The sequence below is a fragment of the Roseomonas sp. CECT 9278 genome, from assembly GCF_918698155.1.
Lineage (GTDB): Bacteria > Pseudomonadota > Alphaproteobacteria > Acetobacterales > Acetobacteraceae > Neoroseomonas.
On the sequence record NZ_CAKKLX010000036.1, the window covers coordinates 34,601 to 50,098 of the forward strand.

15 protein-coding genes are annotated in these 15,498 nt (G+C 71.2%); 5 read left to right on the forward strand and 10 right to left on the reverse strand.

Going from position 1 to position 15,498, the window contains the following annotated elements:
* Nucleotides 1–21: 21 nt before the first annotated feature.
* The 9 genes from LQ222_RS19480 to minC all read right to left on the reverse strand — a co-directional run bounded on the left by LQ222_RS19480 (nt 22) and on the right by minC (nt 8,758).
* The gene (locus LQ222_RS19480; RefSeq protein ID WP_230168511.1) at nt 22–969 is read right to left on the reverse strand and encodes an ABC transporter ATP-binding protein; all 948 of its coding nucleotides are present in this window, start codon (nt 967–969) and stop codon (nt 22–24) included.
* Nucleotides 966–1,937 (reverse strand): ABC transporter ATP-binding protein, encoded by a 972-nt coding sequence (locus LQ222_RS19485; RefSeq protein WP_230168512.1) that lies wholly within the window; start codon nt 1,935–1,937, stop codon nt 966–968. The genes LQ222_RS19480 and LQ222_RS19485 overlap by 4 nt, the downstream gene beginning before the upstream one ends.
* On the reverse strand, nt 1,934–2,785 hold the full coding sequence (locus LQ222_RS19490; RefSeq protein ID WP_230168513.1) for an ABC transporter permease: 852 nt from the start codon (nt 2,783–2,785) through the stop codon (nt 1,934–1,936). The genes LQ222_RS19485 and LQ222_RS19490 overlap by 4 nt, the downstream gene beginning before the upstream one ends.
* 11 nt (nt 2,786–2,796) lie before the next feature.
* Nucleotides 2,797–3,714: an ABC transporter permease gene (locus LQ222_RS19495; protein WP_230168514.1), complete on the reverse strand. Its 918-nt coding sequence runs from the start codon at nt 3,712–3,714 to the stop codon at nt 2,797–2,799.
* A 47-nt stretch (nt 3,715–3,761) separates the two neighbouring features.
* Nucleotides 3,762–5,369 (reverse strand): gamma-glutamyltransferase family protein, encoded by a 1,608-nt coding sequence (locus LQ222_RS19500; RefSeq protein WP_230168515.1) that lies wholly within the window; start codon nt 5,367–5,369, stop codon nt 3,762–3,764.
* A gap of 37 nt (nt 5,370–5,406) precedes the next feature.
* On the reverse strand, nt 5,407–6,384 hold the full coding sequence (locus LQ222_RS19505; protein ID WP_230168516.1) for a tripartite tricarboxylate transporter substrate binding protein: 978 nt from the start codon (nt 6,382–6,384) through the stop codon (nt 5,407–5,409).
* Nucleotides 6,385–6,769: 385 nt separating this feature from the next.
* Complete coding sequence (gene minE / locus LQ222_RS19510) at nt 6,770–7,057, reverse strand: cell division topological specificity factor MinE (protein ID WP_230168517.1); 288 nt, start codon at nt 7,055–7,057, stop codon at nt 6,770–6,772.
* Complete coding sequence (gene minD, locus LQ222_RS19515; RefSeq protein WP_230168518.1) at nt 7,057–7,875, reverse strand: septum site-determining protein MinD; 819 nt, start codon at nt 7,873–7,875, stop codon at nt 7,057–7,059. Before minD ends, minE begins: the two co-directional genes overlap by 1 nt.
* Before the next feature lie 127 nt (nt 7,876–8,002).
* The gene (minC, locus tag LQ222_RS19520; RefSeq protein WP_230168519.1) at nt 8,003–8,758 is read right to left on the reverse strand and encodes a septum site-determining protein MinC; all 756 of its coding nucleotides are present in this window, start codon (nt 8,756–8,758) and stop codon (nt 8,003–8,005) included.
* 391 nt (nt 8,759–9,149) lie between these two features.
* Here minC and LQ222_RS19525 point away from each other — a divergent pair, with 391 nt between their 5' ends.
* The 5 genes from LQ222_RS19525 (at nt 9,150) to LQ222_RS19545 (ending at nt 12,827) form a co-directional block, all read left to right on the forward strand.
* Nucleotides 9,150–10,055, forward strand: coding sequence for an ABC transporter substrate-binding protein (locus LQ222_RS19525; protein WP_230168520.1), 906 nt, complete (start codon nt 9,150–9,152; stop codon nt 10,053–10,055).
* A gap of 4 nt (nt 10,056–10,059) precedes the next feature.
* The gene (locus LQ222_RS19530) at nt 10,060–10,497 is read left to right on the forward strand and encodes a thioesterase family protein (protein ID WP_230168521.1); all 438 of its coding nucleotides are present in this window, start codon (nt 10,060–10,062) and stop codon (nt 10,495–10,497) included.
* 61 nt (nt 10,498–10,558) lie between these two features.
* The gene (locus LQ222_RS19535; RefSeq protein ID WP_230168522.1) at nt 10,559–11,521 is read left to right on the forward strand and encodes a D-2-hydroxyacid dehydrogenase family protein; all 963 of its coding nucleotides are present in this window, start codon (nt 10,559–10,561) and stop codon (nt 11,519–11,521) included.
* A complete protein-coding gene (locus LQ222_RS19540; protein ID WP_230168523.1) occupies nt 11,518–12,357 on the forward strand; it encodes an alpha/beta hydrolase in 840 nt (279 codons plus the stop codon). The genes LQ222_RS19535 and LQ222_RS19540 overlap by 4 nt, the downstream gene beginning before the upstream one ends.
* Nucleotides 12,354–12,827, forward strand: coding sequence for an MOSC domain-containing protein (locus LQ222_RS19545; RefSeq protein WP_230168524.1), 474 nt, complete (start codon nt 12,354–12,356; stop codon nt 12,825–12,827). The genes LQ222_RS19540 and LQ222_RS19545 overlap by 4 nt, the downstream gene beginning before the upstream one ends.
* 48 nt (nt 12,828–12,875) lie before the next feature.
* Here the strand turns inward: LQ222_RS19545 and LQ222_RS19550 are convergent, their stop codons facing one another.
* Nucleotides 12,876–14,777, reverse strand: a complete 1,902-nt coding sequence (locus LQ222_RS19550; protein ID WP_230168525.1) for a BTAD domain-containing putative transcriptional regulator — start codon at nt 14,775–14,777, stop codon at nt 12,876–12,878.
* Between the last annotated feature and the right edge of the window lie 721 nt (nt 14,778–15,498).

A 15,498-nucleotide genomic window follows, 5' to 3' on the forward strand; every position in this document is an offset into this window, starting at 1 on the left:
CAGGGCCGTGATCCGCCCAAGTCAGGCGAGATGGCACTCCACGAGGCCCGCGGCGTCGTTCGCGGGCCTCGGCGCTTCGGTCGAGCACTGGCCGACCGCGACCGGGCAGCGCGGATGGAAGCGGCAGCCGGGCGGGATGTTCGCCGGGTCCGGCATGACATCGCCCAAGCCCACATCCGGCACGCCCAGCCCGGGTTCGGGCGTCAGCACCGAGGCGAGCAGCGCGCGCGTATAGGGATGGCGCGGCGCTGCGAACAGCGTCTCGCTCTCGGCGCGCTCGACGATGCGGCCGAGGTACATCACCGCCACTTCGGTCGCGATGTGCTCCACCACCGCCAGGTTGTGGCTGATGAACAGGTAGGTGAGGCCGAGGTCGCGGCGCAGCTCCGCCAGCAGGTTCAGGATCTGTGCCTGCACGGAGACATCGAGCGCGCTGGTCGGTTCGTCGCAGACCACGATGCGCGGGCGCAGCACGAGGGCACGGGCGATGGCCACGCGCTGCCGCTGGCCACCCGAAAGCTGCGCCGGGTAGCGCGTGCCCTGGTCCACCGAAAGCCCGACGCGCTCCAGCGCCTCGGCCACGCGACGGTCGATGTCGCGGCCGGCCATGTCGCCCTGCGCGATCAGCGGCATCGCCACGATGTCGCGCACCCGCCGCTTTGGGTTCAGCGAGGCGAAGGGGTCCTGGAACACCGGCTGGATCAGCCGCGCGCGCGCACGGCGGTCCATCGCGGACAGCCGCTGGCCGTCCACCACGACATCGCCGGCCGTCGGTTCCAGCAAGCCCAGGATCAGCCGCGCCAGCGTGGACTTGCCGCAGCCGCTCTCGCCCACCACGCCCAGCACGCTGCCGGGCGGCACGGCGAAGGAGACATCATCCACCGCGATCACCCGCTTGGGCGGCGCGAAGACGCCCTGGCGCACGCGGAACTCCCGCCGCAGGCCACGGACTTCGATCGCCGCCGTCATGCCGCGGCCTTCCAGCCGGGGGGCAGCACGCAGAGCGTCTCGTGGTCGGCGCCGGCCCGCTGGCGCGGGATGGTGCCGGCGCAGGCGGGCGTGGCCTGGGCGCAGCGGTCGCGGAAGCCGCAGCCGGTGAAGCCGGGCTGGATGCGCGGCACCACGCCGGGAATGCTGCCCAGCGGTTCGTCGCGCTTCACCTTGCCTGGCACCGGCACGCAGGTCAGCAGGCCGCGCGTGTAGGGATGCTCGGGTGCCGCGAACAGCGCGGCGGTCGGCGCGCTCTCGACCACCTCGCCCGCATACATGACCGACACGCGGTCGGCGACGCGCGCGACGATGCCGAGGTCATGCGTGATCAGCAGGATACCAAGGCCGAGGTCCTTCTGCAGCGTGGCCAGCAGCCGCAGGATCTGCGCCTGCACGGTCACGTCCAGGGCGGTGGTCGGTTCGTCGGCGATCAGCAATTCGGGATCGCACATCAACGCCATGGCGATCATCACGCGCTGGCGCAGCCCGCCCGAAAGCTGGTGCGGAAACTGCCCGAGCCGCAGCCCCGGCGCGGTGATGCCCACGCGCGCCAGCAGTTCCGCCGCGCGGTCCACCGCCTGCACGCGCGTGGCACCGCGATGGCGGCGCAGCACCTCGGTCATCTGCGAGCCCACCGTATAGGCGGGGTTCAGGCTGGTCATGGGTTCCTGGAAGATCATCGCCATGCGGTCGCCGCGCAGGCGGGACATCTCGCGTTCGTTGAAGCCGCCGATCTCCTGCCCGGCGAAGCGCAGCGCGGTGGTCTCGCGCCTTGACCCGCGCGGCAGCAGCCCCATCACCGACAGCGCGCTGATCGACTTGCCGCAGCCGGATTCACCGACCAGGCAATGCGTCTCGCCCTTGTTGACCGTGATCGACGCGCCGCGCACCGCGGCGGTGGAACCGATCGTCACACGCAGGTCGGCCACTTCGAGCAGCGCGGTCATCGCGACAGGTCCGTGCCCATCATGTCGCGCAGCGCATCGCCCAGCAGGTTCACGCCCAGCACCAGGATGAACAGCGCGGCGCCGGGGATGATGATGACCCAGGCCTCGAAGAACATGTATTCCTTGGCCTCGCTGATCATCAGCCCCCACGATGGCAGCGGCGGCGGTACGCCGAGGCCAAGGAAGGACAGCGCCGCCTCCAGCAGGATCGCCAGCGCCATCTCGAGCGTCGCCACCACGGCCAGGTGCGTGGCGATATTCGGCAGCACTTCGCGCGTCAGCACCCACCAGCGCGACACGCCGGCGCACCAGGCCGCCGCCACGTAGTCGAGGTTGCGGATCTGCATGGTGGTGGACCGCGCCACCACCGCGAAGCGGTCCCACAGCAGCAGCCCGAGCACCAGCACCACCAGCAGGAAGGACGACCCGCGCAGGGCTGCGACGGCGAGTGCCACCAGCACCGCAGGGATCGACAGCCGCGTCGTGATGCAGAACACCACGAAATCGTCGATGCGCCCGCCATAGAAGCCGCCCAGCACGCCAAGCGTGATGCCGATCAGCCCCGAGGTGATGACGGTCAGCACGCCGATCACCATGGATATCCGCGCGCCATAGATCAGCCGCGACAGGTAGTCCCGCCCGAGCTGGTCGGTGCCCAGGAAGTTCCGCGGATCGCCGCCCTCCATGAAGGATGGCGGCACCAGGCGGCGGTTCAGGTCGATCGCGAAGGGATCATAGGGCACGATCCAGGGTGCCAGGATCGCGACGATCGCGGTGAAGGCGACGATCGACGCGCCCAGCAGGAAGCCCGGGTTGCGCAGCAGCCGTCCGCCGCGCGTCATGGGCATGGCGGCGCCGCTCATGCCGTGCGCAGCCGCGGGTCGAGCACGGCGTTCAGCAGGTCCGCCACCAGCGTCAGGCCGATGTAGATCAGCGCCAGGATCAGCACCACCGCCTGCACCACCGGGAAGTCGTTCTTGCTGATGCTCTCCCAGGCCAGGAAGCCGACGCCGTGCAGCGCGAAGACCGTCTCGATCACCACCGACCCGCCCAGCATGAAGCCCAATTGCACCGCCGCGATCGACACCACGGGAATCGCCGCATTGCGAAAGCCGTGCTTGACCAGGATGGACAGGCGCGACAGCCCCTTCGCCCGCGCGGTGCGGATGTAGTCGGACGACAGCGCCTCGATCATGCCCGACCGCGTGAGCCGCGTGAGCGACGGGATGGCGGAAAACGCCAGCACCACGCCCGGCAGGATGTAGCCGTCCCAGGTCTCGACGCCCGAGATCGGCAGCCAGCCCAGTTGCAGCCCGAAGACGATCATCAGCACCAGGCCGAGCCAGAAGGACGGCATGGCCTGGCCGATCATCGCGACCAGCCCGACCGCGCGATCCACCCACGACCCCTCGCGCACCGCGGCCAGGATGCCGAGCGGCAGCGACACCACCAGCGCGATCACCAGCCCCACCAGGCCGAGCGTCAGCGTCACCGGCATGCGCGCGGCGATCAGGTTCGCGACCCGGTCGCGGAAGAAGTAGCTCTCGCCGAAATCACCCTGCACCGCGCGGCCGAGCCAGTCGAAATACTGCACCCAGACCGGGCGATCGAGGCCATAGACGCGGCGGATCGTCGCCACGTCCTCGGCGGTCGCGTTCGGCCCGGCGATCGAGATGGCAAGATCGCCCGACAGCCGCGTCAGCAGGAAGGCGAGCGTGAGCACCGTCAGCGCGACGAGCACCGCGACCGCGAAGCGGCGGAGAAAGAAGCGAAGCATCCCGCGCGAAGCCTAGGCGGCCCGCGCCGCATGCCGCAAGTGCCGCATCACCACGCGCCCGCCCAGCCGTCCCTGCGTGGGTCCGACGCGCCCATGCGCACGCCGTTGTCCAGCACGCGGATCGCGGCGACGGAACAGGCCCCTTCCAGATCCCCCACCACCTTCACTTGGTGGCCGCGGTCGCGCAGGCCGGCGATGGCGGCCTCGCCGAAGCCGCGCTCGATGGTGAGCACGTCCTCGCCGCCATGCGGATAGTTGGACTCCTGGCCGGGCTGGGAGGAGGTCCAGCGCGGCGCCTCCAGCGCCTGCTGCGGGTCGAAGCCGAACACCGCGCAGGAGACCAGCACCTGGAAGTTCACCTGCACCTGGTTGTCCGCCCCCGGCGTGCCGAACACCATCCAGGGCTTGCCGTCCTTCATCACCATCGGCGCGTTCATGGTGTGGCGCACGCGCCGCCCGGGGGCGAGCTGGTTCGCGTGGCCGTCCTCCAGGTGCCAGTACGACATCCGGTTGTTGAGCAGGATGCCGGTGCGCGGCCCGGTCACGCCGGAGCCAAAGGCGCCGTTGATCGACTGGATGGCGGAAACCGCGTTGCCGTGCGCGTCGACCACGCAGAAATAGGTGGTGTCGGCCTCCGCCATCGCGCGCACGGGCAGGCGCGCGGCGCGGTCGCCGATCGCCGCGACATGCGCGTCGCGCCGCGTATCCGACAGCAGCGCGGCGACGTCGGGCGCCTCGCGACCCGCCTGCGCCTCGCGGTCCAGGAAGGCGCGCTTCTTCGCCTCGATCATCAGGTGCAGCAGCGCCGCGGACCCCCAGCCCAGCGCGGCAAGGTCGGCGTGCTCGATGATCCGCAGCATCTGCAGCATCGCGAAGCCCATCGAGGGCGCGGGCGTCTGCCGCACCTCGAAGCCACGCCAGGCGATGCCGACGGGCGGTGCGAGCAGCGGCGCCACGGCCGCGAGGTCAGCCGCGACCGGCAGCGCGCCGACATCGGCAAGGTCCGCGACGAGGTCGCGCGCCACGCCACCGCTGGTGACATCCTGCGGCCCGGCCGCCGCGATGCGTTGCAGCGTCGCGGCCAGCGCCGGCTGCGCGATCACGGTGCCGACCGCCGGCACGGCGTCGCCCGGGCGCCAGATCGCGCGGCTGGTCGCATCCGCATCGATGATCGCGCGGTTGTCGCCGATGAAGTGGCGCAGCGCATGGGTGGCGGCGAAGCCGTCGCGCGCGGCCTCGATGGCGGCGCCGAACAGCGCGCCCCAGGTCTTCGCGCCATGCGCGCCATGCAGCGCCGCGAGGCCGGCGAGCATGCCCGGCGTCTGGATCGACAACGGGCCGCGGTTGGGCACGCCGCCCTCGGCACGGTAGCGCGCGAGCGTCGCGGCCGCCGGCGCGGCGCCGGTGCCGGCGTAGGTCTCGGCGTGCCCGGTTCCGGCCGACCAGTGATGGTAGAAGCCATCGCCGCCCAGCCCGGACATGTGCGGTTCCACCACGCCGAGCGTCAACGAGATCGCGACCGCCGCATCGGCGGCCGACCCGCCGGCGCGCAGCACGTCGAGCCCCGCCTGCGTCGCCACCGGATGGTTGGTCGCGACCGCGCCGCGGCGGCCCATGATCAGCGGGCGATGCGTGCGGATGCCGTCATAGGCCATGGTCGTGTCCTTCCGATGCCCGCGGCGCAGCCGCGCTTCAGTTCTGCAGCGTGATCCCCTTCACGCGGATCACCTCGCTCCAGCGCGCGAGCTCGCCTTCCATCACGCGGCGCAGGGCCGCGCCGTCGCCGCCGACGGGGGTCGCGCCCTGCTGGCGGAAGCGTTCCTGCACCTCGGGGTTCGCGAGGAAGCGGGCGATCTCCTGCTGCATGCGCGTCACGACCGCGGGGTCGAGGCCCCGTGGCGCGAGCACGCCGTACCAGAAGGAATAGGTGAAATCGATGCCCTGCTCGCGCGCCGTCGGCACGTCCGGCAGCGCCGGGATGCGCGGGCCCGTGGTGCCGATGGCGATGGCGCGCGCACGGCCGTCGCGCACCGCGCCCAGCACGGTCGGCGGTGCCGCGATCAGCAGCCCGACGCGCCCGGCCAGCAGGTCCGCGAAGGCCGGCCCCATGCCGCGATAGGGCACATGCGTCAGCCGGAAATTCGCCGCGTCCTGGAGGTATTCCATGTAGAGATGCGGCGACGAACCCGCCCCCATCGACCCGTAGAACCCGGCCTCAGGCCCGCGCGCGCGGGCGGCGGTGACGAAGTCGGTTAGCGAGCGCGCGGGGGAATCGCCCGGCACCACGAAGACGGTCGGGTAGTCCACCAGCAGCGAGACCGGCGTGAAGTCGGCCAGGATGTCGAAGCCCAGCGTCGGATAGAGCGGCGGCGCCGTCGCCAGCGAATTGTCCGTCAGCAGGAAGGTCGTGCCATCGGCCGGCGCGCGCACCGCCGCCGTCCAGCCGACCACGCCGCCGCCGCCGGAGCGGTTCTCGACCACGAAGGGCTGGCCGGTCTGCTGCTGCAGGTGCTGTGCCAGGAAGCGCGCGACGAAGTCGCTGGTGCCGCCGGGCGGGTAGGTCACGAGCATGCGCACCTGCCCGCGCGGCCAGGCGGGCGCCTGCGCCTGTGCCGGCAGCGCCGCCAGGCCGGCGCAGGCGATCAGGGCAGCCAGGGTGCGTCGGAACATGCTCGTTCTCCCGGTCGTTTCTTGTGGCTTCGGCTTGGGTGGCGGCGGGCGGCGCAGCGTGCAGAGCCAGCACATCGGCTCAGCGCCCCGGCGCGGCGGCGGTGCGGATGCCGGGGCGGCAGGCGGGATGGCACCCGGCGAAGGGCGCGCGGGACGGCGCCGCATGAAGCGGCGCGTCGCAGGCAGGCGTGTGGGCGATGCGATCGGCCATGGCGTTCTCCCTGCGGCGGAGTGTGCCGCAGGGGCGGTGGTCACGCCAGGGGATCGGCGCGCGCGGTGCGTCGGCCCGCCGCTGCCGCGCCGTGCTTCAGCGCGCTGCCGCCGCGCCTCGTTTCAGCGCGCTGCCGCCGCGCTTCGTTTCAGCGCGCTGCCGCCGCGCTTCGTTTCAGCGCGCTGCCGCCGCGACGCGCATCGCCGCCGGCGCCGGCAGTTCGATCTCGATCGCCAGCGTCGACATGTCGCCGCCGCGGTCGAGGTTCACATTCACCTTGCCCGGGTCGATCGCGACATAGCGCGCCACGACGGCCACGAGCTCCTGCTGCAGCTTCGGCAGGAAGTCCTCGCGCGTCCGGCCGATGCGCTCGTGCGCCAGCACGATCTGCAGGCGCTCCTTGGCGGCGGATGCGCTGCCATCCGGCTTGCGCTGCCCGCGGAAGAAATCGAGCCAGCTCATCACGCGGCCCTCCCGCCGAACAGCCGCTTGAAGATCCCCTTCTTCTCGACCTCGAGGAAGCGGTGCGGCTTTTCCTCGCCCAGAAAGCGGGAGACCGCGTCGGCATAGGCCTGGCCGGCCATGCTCTCGGCATCCATGATCACCGGCGTGCCGGTGTTGGAGGCCTTGAGCACGCTCTCGCTCTCGGGGATCACGCCGAGCAGCGGGATCGACAGGATCTCGCGGATATCCTCGAGCTTCAGCATCTCGCCGCGCTCGACGCGCACCGGATCGAAGCGCGTGACCAGCAGGTGTTCCTTGACCGGGTCCTTCTTCTCCTCGGCGCGCTTCGACCGCGATTGCAGCACACCCAGGATGCGGTCGCTGTCGCGCACCGACGAGACTTCCGGGTTTGTCACCACGATCGCCTGGTCGGCGAAGTACAGCGCCAGCAGCGCGCCCTTCTCGATGCCGGCGGGGCTGTCGCACAGGATGTAGTCGAAGTCGTTCGACAGCTCCTCGATGATCTTCTGCACGCCTTCGCGCGTCAGCGCATCCTTGTCGCGCGTCTGGCTGGCCGGAAGGATGGACAGCGTATCGACGCGCTTGTCGCGGATCAGCGCCTGGTTCAGCCGCGCCTCGCCGGAAATCACGTTGACAATGTCGAACACCACGCGCCGCTCGACCCCCATGATGAGGTCGAGGTTCCGCAAGCCGACGTCGAAGTCGATGACGACGGTCTTCTTGCCCCGCTGCGCGAGTCCCGTGGCGAAGGCGGCGGACGACGTGGTCTTGCCCACGCCCCCCTTGCCCGATGTGACGACGACGACCTGTGCCATGTCCCCTGCCTCCTCGTTCAATTCGTTGCCGGCATCGCCTGCGCCGCTGTCCCGACCGGCCACCCTGCGCGCCGAAATCGGCTGGGCGGCGGCATGGGGCAGCGGGCCGGTGCCGGCATCACAAAGCTCAGCCGATCGGATCGAAGCGCATGCGTTCGCCCGTGAGGCGCACCTGCACCGCCTTGCCGATCGGCGCCCCGGTCAGCCCGTCCCGCACCGCGTAGTAGCCGGCGATGGAGATCAGCTCCGGGTCGAAGTTCTGCGCGAAGATGCGCGCATCCGCATTCGCGCTGCCGCCGGCGATGGCGCGGCCGCGCAGCGCGCCATAGACATGGATGTTGCCGTCGGCGATCACCTCGCCCCCCGCATTGACGGTGGAGGTCACCACCAGGTCGCCGCCCTGCGCCCAGACGCGCTGGCCGGCGCGCACCGGCGTGTCCACCACCATGGTCGGGCGCGCCATGCCGGCGGGCGGCGGCGGGGCGGGCGGCGGCGCCATGGGTTCGGCGGCGGCGGGCGCGGGCTCCTCGCTCTCCTTGCCGCCGCTGCTGCGGATCGGCGGCAGGCCGAAGGCCATGGCGGCGTTGCGCAGCTCCGGCGTGCCGCCGGTGGTGCCGATGGGCACGATCTCGAGACCCCGCAGCCCTTCGACCAGGCCGGCGAAATCGACGCTGGCCGGCGGCACATCAAGGTCGCCCAGGCCCAGCACCACGGGTGCGAAGCGCAGGAAGCCGGGCGCGCGGCGGAACTGGTCGCCGATCGCGGGCACCACCGCCTCCGGCCGCGGGTCCAGCAGGCGCAGCACGAGCAGGTTGAAGTTCGCCCCGCGCAGGCGGAACGGCTCCAGTCGGGGCGGTGTTTCGGGCCGTGGCGCGGCGGACATGGGGCTCCCGAGGCGTTGCAGGTGCGGGGTCGCAACCATAGGGATTGTGGCCCAAGGCAACGACACACACCAGATGTAGCGTTTTCACGAGTCCCGGCGAAGGGCTCGGGGGCTCCCCCCTGTGCGGGCAGGGGGTTATGCCGCGATCTTCCCAAGCCGCGCCAGCGGCGAATCGGCGGGGCTGGTGCGCGGGGTATGCGTTGCGCAGGGTGCGCACCCGCGATTGCGACGCAGGGTGCGCACCCGCGATTGCGACGCAGGGCGCGCACCCTCGACCGGTACGAACGATGCGCACCCGCGTTTGGGGGCCAGGGCGCGCACCGGCCAAAGCCGCGCCGGTTGCGCCCGCGTCCACCCCGCGCAGAATGGCGCCATCCTCCGGGAGACCGCCGTGCAGCCCATCATCCTCAACGAACCCTTCCGCGCGGTGTTCTACGCGCCCTTCTACGTGGCCGAAGCGCGCGGCTTCTTCGCCGCCCAGGGCGTCGAGGTCCGCCGCGACACCGCGGGCGATCCGAACAAGGCCGCGGACAACCTGCTGTCCGGCGCGGCCGACATCGCCTGGTCCGGCCCGATGCGCCCGATGCTGCTGCGCGACCGCGACCCCGCCTGCCCGCTGCGGTCCTTCTGCGCGGTGGTGATGAAGGACCCCTTCCTGCTGGTCGGGCGCGGCGCGCGGCCTGGCTTCGCGCTGGCCGACCTGCCGGCGCTGCGCTTCGGCACGGTCAGCGAGGTGCCGACGCCGTGGTGGTGCCTGCAGGATGACCTGCGCCAGGCCGGCATCGACCCGGCAACGCTGAACCGCGTGGCGGATCGTTCCATGGCGCAGAACATCGCCGCGGTGCTGGAGGGCTCGCTCGACGTCGCGCAGGTCTTCGAACCCCATGCCGCACTGGCCGAGGCGCGGGGCGGGGCCGTGTGGCACCGCGCGGCGGATCGCGGGCCCTCGGCCTATACGGCCTTCTACGCGACGCAAGCGCGCATCGCCGAACGCGGCCCCGAATTCGCCGCCATGATCCGCGCCATGGCCGCGGCGCTGGAGGTCGTGAACACCGCGCCGCCGGCCGAGATCGCCGCCACCATCGCGCCGATGTTCGCCGATGTGCCGCTGGCGGCGCTGACGGCGGCGCTGGCGCGCTACCAGTCGCTCGCGCTGTGGTCGGCCACGCCGCATTTCCCGCGCGCCGCCTTCGACCAATTGCAGCGCGCGATGCGCTCTGCCGGCATCATCAAGGGCGCGCCCGCCTTCGAGTCCTGCGTGGACGAGGCCATCGTGACCCGCGCGATGGGGCGCTGACGCCATGGCAAAGGATCGCGGCACGCGCGCCGACTACCGCTTCTTCCTGCCCATCCCGACGCGCTGGATGGACAACGACGTCTATGGCCACGTGAACAACGTGACCTACTACTCGTGGTTCGACACGGTGGTGGCGCGCTTCCTCATGGACACCGGCTTCCTGCACGTCCCGACCGCGCCGGTGATCGGCCTGGTGGTGGAAACCCAGTGCCGCTACTTCGCGCCCATCGCCTTCCCCGATCACGTCACGGCGGGGCTGCGCTGCGGGCGGGCGGGGAATACCTCGGTGCGCTACGAGATCGGCATTTTCCGCGGCGAGGACGAGGTCGCGGCGGCCGAGGGCCACTTCGTCCATGTCTATGTGGACCGCGCGACGCAGAAGACACCCACGCCCCTGCCCGCGAACCTGCGCGCCGCGCTGGCCGGCATCACCCAAGGCTGACCCCCGCTTGCGCGCGGCGCGCCCGCGCGCCATGCACGCGCAACGAACCAGGAGACGACCCATGCCCGATGCCATCAAGCGCCTCGCCATCCTCGACGACTACCAGGGCGTGGCAATGTCCATGGGGCCCTGGGACAAGCTGCCCGGCGTCGAGGTCACGGTGTTCCGCGACACCCTCACCGACCGCGCCACGCTGGTGCAGCGCCTGGCCCCCTTCGACGCCATCCTGGCGATGCGCGAACGCACCCCCTTCCCGCGCGCGTTGATCGAAGCACTGCCCAACCTTCGCCTGCTGATCACGACAGCGGCGCGCAACCGGTCGATCGACGCCGCCGCCTGCGCCGATCGCGGCATCGTCTTCTGCGGCACCGCCTCCTCCGGCGACCCGACCACGGACATCACCTGGGGCCTGATCCTGAACCTGATGCGCGACATCCCTGCGCAACAGGCGGCCCTGCGCGCCGGCCAGTGGCAGACCTCGGTGGGCTGGGGGACCGAGGGGCGGACGCTCGGCATCATCGGCCTCGGCAAGCTTGGCGCGCGGGCGGCGAAGGTGGGCCTGGCGCTCGGGATGAAGGTGATCGCCTGGAGCACCAACCTCACCGACGAACGCGCCGCCGAAGTGGGCGTCACGCGCGTCGACAAGGCGACGCTGCTCGCCACCGCCGATGTGGTCACGCTGCACCTGATCCTGTCCGACCGCTCGCGCGGCATCATCGGCGCGGGTGACCTCGCGCAGATGAAGCCCACCGCTTACATCGTGAACACCTCGCGCGGGCCGCTGATCGACCAGGATGCGCTGATCGCCGCGCTGAAGGCCGGCACGATCGCCGGCGCGGGCATCGATGTGTACGACATCGAACCCCTGCCCAAGGACCACCCTGTCCTGTCGGCGCCCAACACCGTGCTGACGCCGCACCTGGGCTACGTCACGCAGCAGAACTACCGCGCCTATTACGACGGCACGGTCGAGGCGATCGCCGCCTTCAACGCCGGCGCGCCGGTGCGCGTCATCACGCCATGACATCGCCCTATGCGCTGCCGGAAGGCTGGGCCGGCTGGCCGCAGAAGCAGCGCGACGATGCCTATGACAACACCGGCCGCGTCCCCGACAGCGCCGCGCAGATCGCCGCGCGGAACGCGCTGTCCGAACCCTTCCGGGCCGCGCATCCGGGGCATCTCGACCTGCCCTATGGCGCGGCCGAGCGCGAGGCGTGGGACCTCTATCCCGGCCGCGATCCCGGCGCACCCTGCCTGGTCTTCCTCCATGGCGGCTACTGGCAGCGCAACCGACGGCAGGACTTCGCCATCCTGGCGCAAGGCGCGCTGGCCATGGGCTGGTCGGCGGCGCTGCCCGGCTACACCCTGGCGCCCGAGGCCTCGTTGACCACCATCGCCTGGCAGGTCAGCCGCGCGCTGGACTGGCTGTCCGCCGAGGGGCCGGCGCATGGCATCGCCGGGCCGGTCGTGGCATCGGGCTGGTCGGCGGGCGGGCACCTGGCGGCGCTGGCGGCGGAGCATCCTTCGGTCACCGCGGCGCTGGCCATGTCCGGCGTCTTCGACCTCGCGCCGATCCGCGACACCTACCTGAACGAGAAGCTGCGCCTGACCGATGCCGAGATCGCCGACCTTTCGCCGATCCGCCGCCCGGTGGTGAACAAGCCCATCGCCATCGCCTATGGCGGCGCGGAGTTGCCGGAGCTGCGCCGCCAGTCGCGCAGCTTCCACCGCCTGCGCGCCGAGGCGCAGGCGCCCGGGCCGCTCATTCCCCTGCCCGGCGCGGATCATTTCCGCGTGCTGGAATCCCTCTGGAGCCCGGATGGCGCCCTGCTGCGCGCCGCGGCGGAGCTGCTGCGATGAGCCACGACTTTTCCGGCGTGCTGCTGGCGATCCACATCGCGCCCGAAGCCGCCGCGCCGATGCAGGAACTGGACGCCGCGCGGCTGGTCGAGGGCGTCGGCATCGAGGGCGACCGCTACGCCACCGCGCGCGGCACCTACAGCCACAAGCCCCACGCCGACCGCCAGGTCACGCTGATCGAGATCGAGACGCTCGATGCGCTGGCCCGCGACCACGACATCGACCTGCCGCCGCACGAGACGCGGCGCAATCTGACTGTCGCGGGCGTGCCGCTGAACCACCTGGTCGGGCGGCAGTTCCGCGTGGGCGACGTGGTGCTGGTCGGCGGGCGGCTCAACGTGCCCTGCCAGTATCTCGAGGACCTGCTGGGCAAGCGCGTGTTCAAGCCGCTGATCAATCGGTCCGGCCTGAATTGCCGGATCGTGACCGGCGGCACGATCCGCCCGGGGGATGCCATCCGCCCGATGTAGCGCCACGCGGGTTCGCCGCGGCGCGCGCGAGGCGCCGCCGAGCCAGCCTCAGGTCAGGCCGGCCGCGCGCAGCCCGGCCAGGTAGAAGTCGAGCTCGGCCGGGGTCTGCAGCGGCGCCCGGTCGCGCGCCTTCTGGATGTTGAAATCGGGTTCCAGGGCGATCAGCTTGCCCAGCACCTCGACCGCCTGGTCGCGCCGCCCCATGTGGCCCAGCGCCGAGAGCCACAGCTTGTAGGGGAAGGTGAAGCCGGCGTGCAGCGCGGTCACCTGGCGCGCATCGGCGTCCACATCCTCGAAGCGGCGCAGCATCAGCAAGGGCACCAGGCGGGCGGCGTCGAAGAAGAAGGCGTGCGGGTGCAGCGGCGCAAGGCGCTTGTACCTCTCCCAGCGCCGCAAGGCTTCCTCGTGGTGGCCGCGATAGGACAGCGCCAGCGCCGAGAAAACCCAGGCCATGGGCAGGTTCGGATTCAGCGCCAGCGCGCGTTCGTACAAGGTGACGGCCTCGGCCACGCGGTGGTGCAGGAAGGCGCGCACATGGCCCAGGATGGCCAGCGCCTGCGCGTCCGACGGGTCGAGCGCCACGGCGCGCGAGGCGAGTTCCTCGCTCTTCGCCAGCACGTCGGTGCCGGCCGGCGCCCAGCCCTGCCCGACCAGGAACAGGTGCCAATAGGCATGCCAGGCATAGGCCGGCGCATAATCGGGTTCGAGCCGCGTCGCCTCCGACAGCAGGCTGCCGGCGAGTTCGTAGGATTGGCGGTCGAGCCGGTAGATCGCCGGAATCGCGCGCAGCAGCAGGTCATAGGCCGTGACATGGACCTGCGGGCGGGCGGCGGCGCGATTCGCCTCGATCAGCAGGATCTCGGGGTCGACGCGGGCCACCACCTCGGCGGCGATCTCGTCCTGCAGCACCAGGATGTCGCCGGCGTCGCGATCGAAGCGTTCGGCCCAGACCACGGCATCGGGCGGGCGGTGGTCGGTCAGGCGCAGCGTGACCCGCACCCGGTCCCCGGCGCGCTGCACCGTGCCCGAGAGGCTGAAGTCGAGTTCGAGATCCTCGTTCGCCCCTTCCTGCCGTTCCGCCGCCGCGATCGACGAACTGTCGACCAGCACAAGCCAGCGGAACCGCGCCAGCGCGGCGGTGATCTCGCCCGCGAGGCCGAGCGACACATCGGCATCCGACCCTTCGCCCAGCACGCGGAACGGCATGACGCCGAGCCGCGCGCCCCGCGCTGCGGACCGGCGCACCGGGCGCGGCGGGGGGGTCGCGACCTCCCCGCGCAGCGATTCCGCCAGCGCGGCGGTCTCGGGCGAGGGCGCGCCGCGGAAGCGTTCGGCGAAGACGCGCCGGCATTCCTCCCAGGCGGCGAAGGCGGCGCCGCGGTCACCGCGCTCGGCTTCGGAGCGGATCAGGGTGCGCCAGACCGGCTCCTGCGCGGCATCGATGGCGAGGACGCGGCGGGCCTCCTGGGCGCGCGCCTCGGGGCCGTTGGCGGCCGCCAGGCGCGCGGTTGCGGCATCGAGGGCGGAGTCGCGCAGCCGGCGGCGCTGGTCGATCAGCCAGGCATCGAAGGCGGCATCGAGGCTGTCGAGATCCGACAACAGCTCGGCCTGCATGAGGTTGAGCGCCTCGGGCCGGTCGCGCGCCATGCGGGGCAGTTCGCGCGCATCGATCCAGACGCCGGTGGTGTTGAGCGCCACCGTCTCGCGCGTTGCGACGATCAGCCCCTTGCCCCACTCGCCAAGGGCTTCCTGAAGTTCGTGCAGGGCCTGGCGGAGCGAGCCGCGCGCCTGTTCCTCGCCACGCCGGCTCCAGAGCAGGTCGGCCAGGCGCTGGCGGGACACCGGTTCGGGCGATTCGATGGCGAGCACCGAGAGCACGCCACGCGTCTTGCGCGAGCGCGGCAGCAGGGGATCGCCGGTGAAGGACCGCACGTCCAGGCGGCCCAGCATGGTGATGCGCAGCCGAATGGCTGGAAGGGCGCCCAGGGCGCCTTCGGGGAGGACGAGGTCCCGGGAAGGTTTGTCGTCCTGCCCGAAACGGCCAACGATGTCTGACATGCTCACGCTGTCATAACGTGTTGAAGGTCATTTACGAAACCCGGCATGAGCAACCCCCCGGTAGGTTGTGACCCAGGCGCCACGCTGGAGTCGGCCTTTTGCGTGGGTGCGCCATCGACAGCCACAGGATGTATGCCGCGAGGGAAGCGCAACCCGCGATAAACCCAACCTGTGAATAACTAATAGGTTGTATCCAAAACCGTTATTTTCGCGTGACCCACGTGATCGCTGCATGAATGCAGCGTTCGCCTGAGTCATGGTGAAGGCCTTTGAACGATGCAGCCGGGGATTGCAGTGATCGTTTTCCTATCTACCTATCATATTGGGAAAAAGAATACATACAAGTAGGAAAAATTACTTGCGTTGTTGCTGCCTGACCTTCACGTTCCGGGGTGTCTGGCGCTGCCAGATCAGAATTCCCAACCGGAGCATCCTCCCCATGGCTTCCATCCCCGCTGCGATCGCCGACAAGGGCACCGTCCGTATCGGCGCCGGCATCCGCGTCCCGGCCTCCGTCGCCGACAAGGGCACCGTGCGCACCGGCGCCGGCATCCGCGTCCCGGCTTCCGTCGCCGACAAGGGCACCGTGCGCACCGGCGCCGGCATCCGCGTC

Excerpts from the sequence above, each read along its gene's own strand:
- LQ222_RS19480 (WP_230168511.1), bottom strand. The coding sequence starts at position 969 with ATGACGGCGGCGATCGAAGTCCGTGGCCTGCGGCGGGAGTTCCGCGTG.
- LQ222_RS19485 (WP_230168512.1), bottom strand. The coding sequence starts at position 1,937 with ATGACCGCGCTGCTCGAAGTGGCCGACCTGCGTGTGACGATCGGTTCC.
- LQ222_RS19490 (WP_230168513.1), bottom strand. The coding sequence starts at position 2,785 with ATGCCCATGACGCGCGGCGGACGGCTGCTGCGCAACCCGGGCTTCCTG.
- LQ222_RS19495 (WP_230168514.1), bottom strand. The coding sequence starts at position 3,714 with ATGCTTCGCTTCTTTCTCCGCCGCTTCGCGGTCGCGGTGCTCGTCGCG.
- LQ222_RS19500 (WP_230168515.1), bottom strand. The coding sequence starts at position 5,369 with ATGGCCTATGACGGCATCCGCACGCATCGCCCGCTGATCATGGGCCGC.
- LQ222_RS19505 (WP_230168516.1), bottom strand. The coding sequence starts at position 6,384 with ATGTTCCGACGCACCCTGGCTGCCCTGATCGCCTGCGCCGGCCTGGCG.
- minE (WP_230168517.1), bottom strand. The coding sequence starts at position 7,057 with ATGAGCTGGCTCGATTTCTTCCGCGGGCAGCGCAAGCCGGATGGCAGC.
- minD (WP_230168518.1), bottom strand. The coding sequence starts at position 7,875 with ATGGCACAGGTCGTCGTCGTCACATCGGGCAAGGGGGGCGTGGGCAAG.
- minC (WP_230168519.1), bottom strand. The coding sequence starts at position 8,758 with ATGTCCGCCGCGCCACGGCCCGAAACACCGCCCCGACTGGAGCCGTTC.
- LQ222_RS19530 (WP_230168521.1), top strand. The coding sequence starts at position 10,060 with ATGGCAAAGGATCGCGGCACGCGCGCCGACTACCGCTTCTTCCTGCCC.
- LQ222_RS19535 (WP_230168522.1), top strand. The coding sequence starts at position 10,559 with ATGCCCGATGCCATCAAGCGCCTCGCCATCCTCGACGACTACCAGGGC.
- LQ222_RS19540 (WP_230168523.1), top strand. The coding sequence starts at position 11,518 with ATGACATCGCCCTATGCGCTGCCGGAAGGCTGGGCCGGCTGGCCGCAG.
- LQ222_RS19545 (WP_230168524.1), top strand. The coding sequence starts at position 12,354 with ATGAGCCACGACTTTTCCGGCGTGCTGCTGGCGATCCACATCGCGCCC.
- LQ222_RS19550 (WP_230168525.1), bottom strand. The coding sequence starts at position 14,777 with ATGCTGGGCCGCCTGGACGTGCGGTCCTTCACCGGCGATCCCCTGCTG.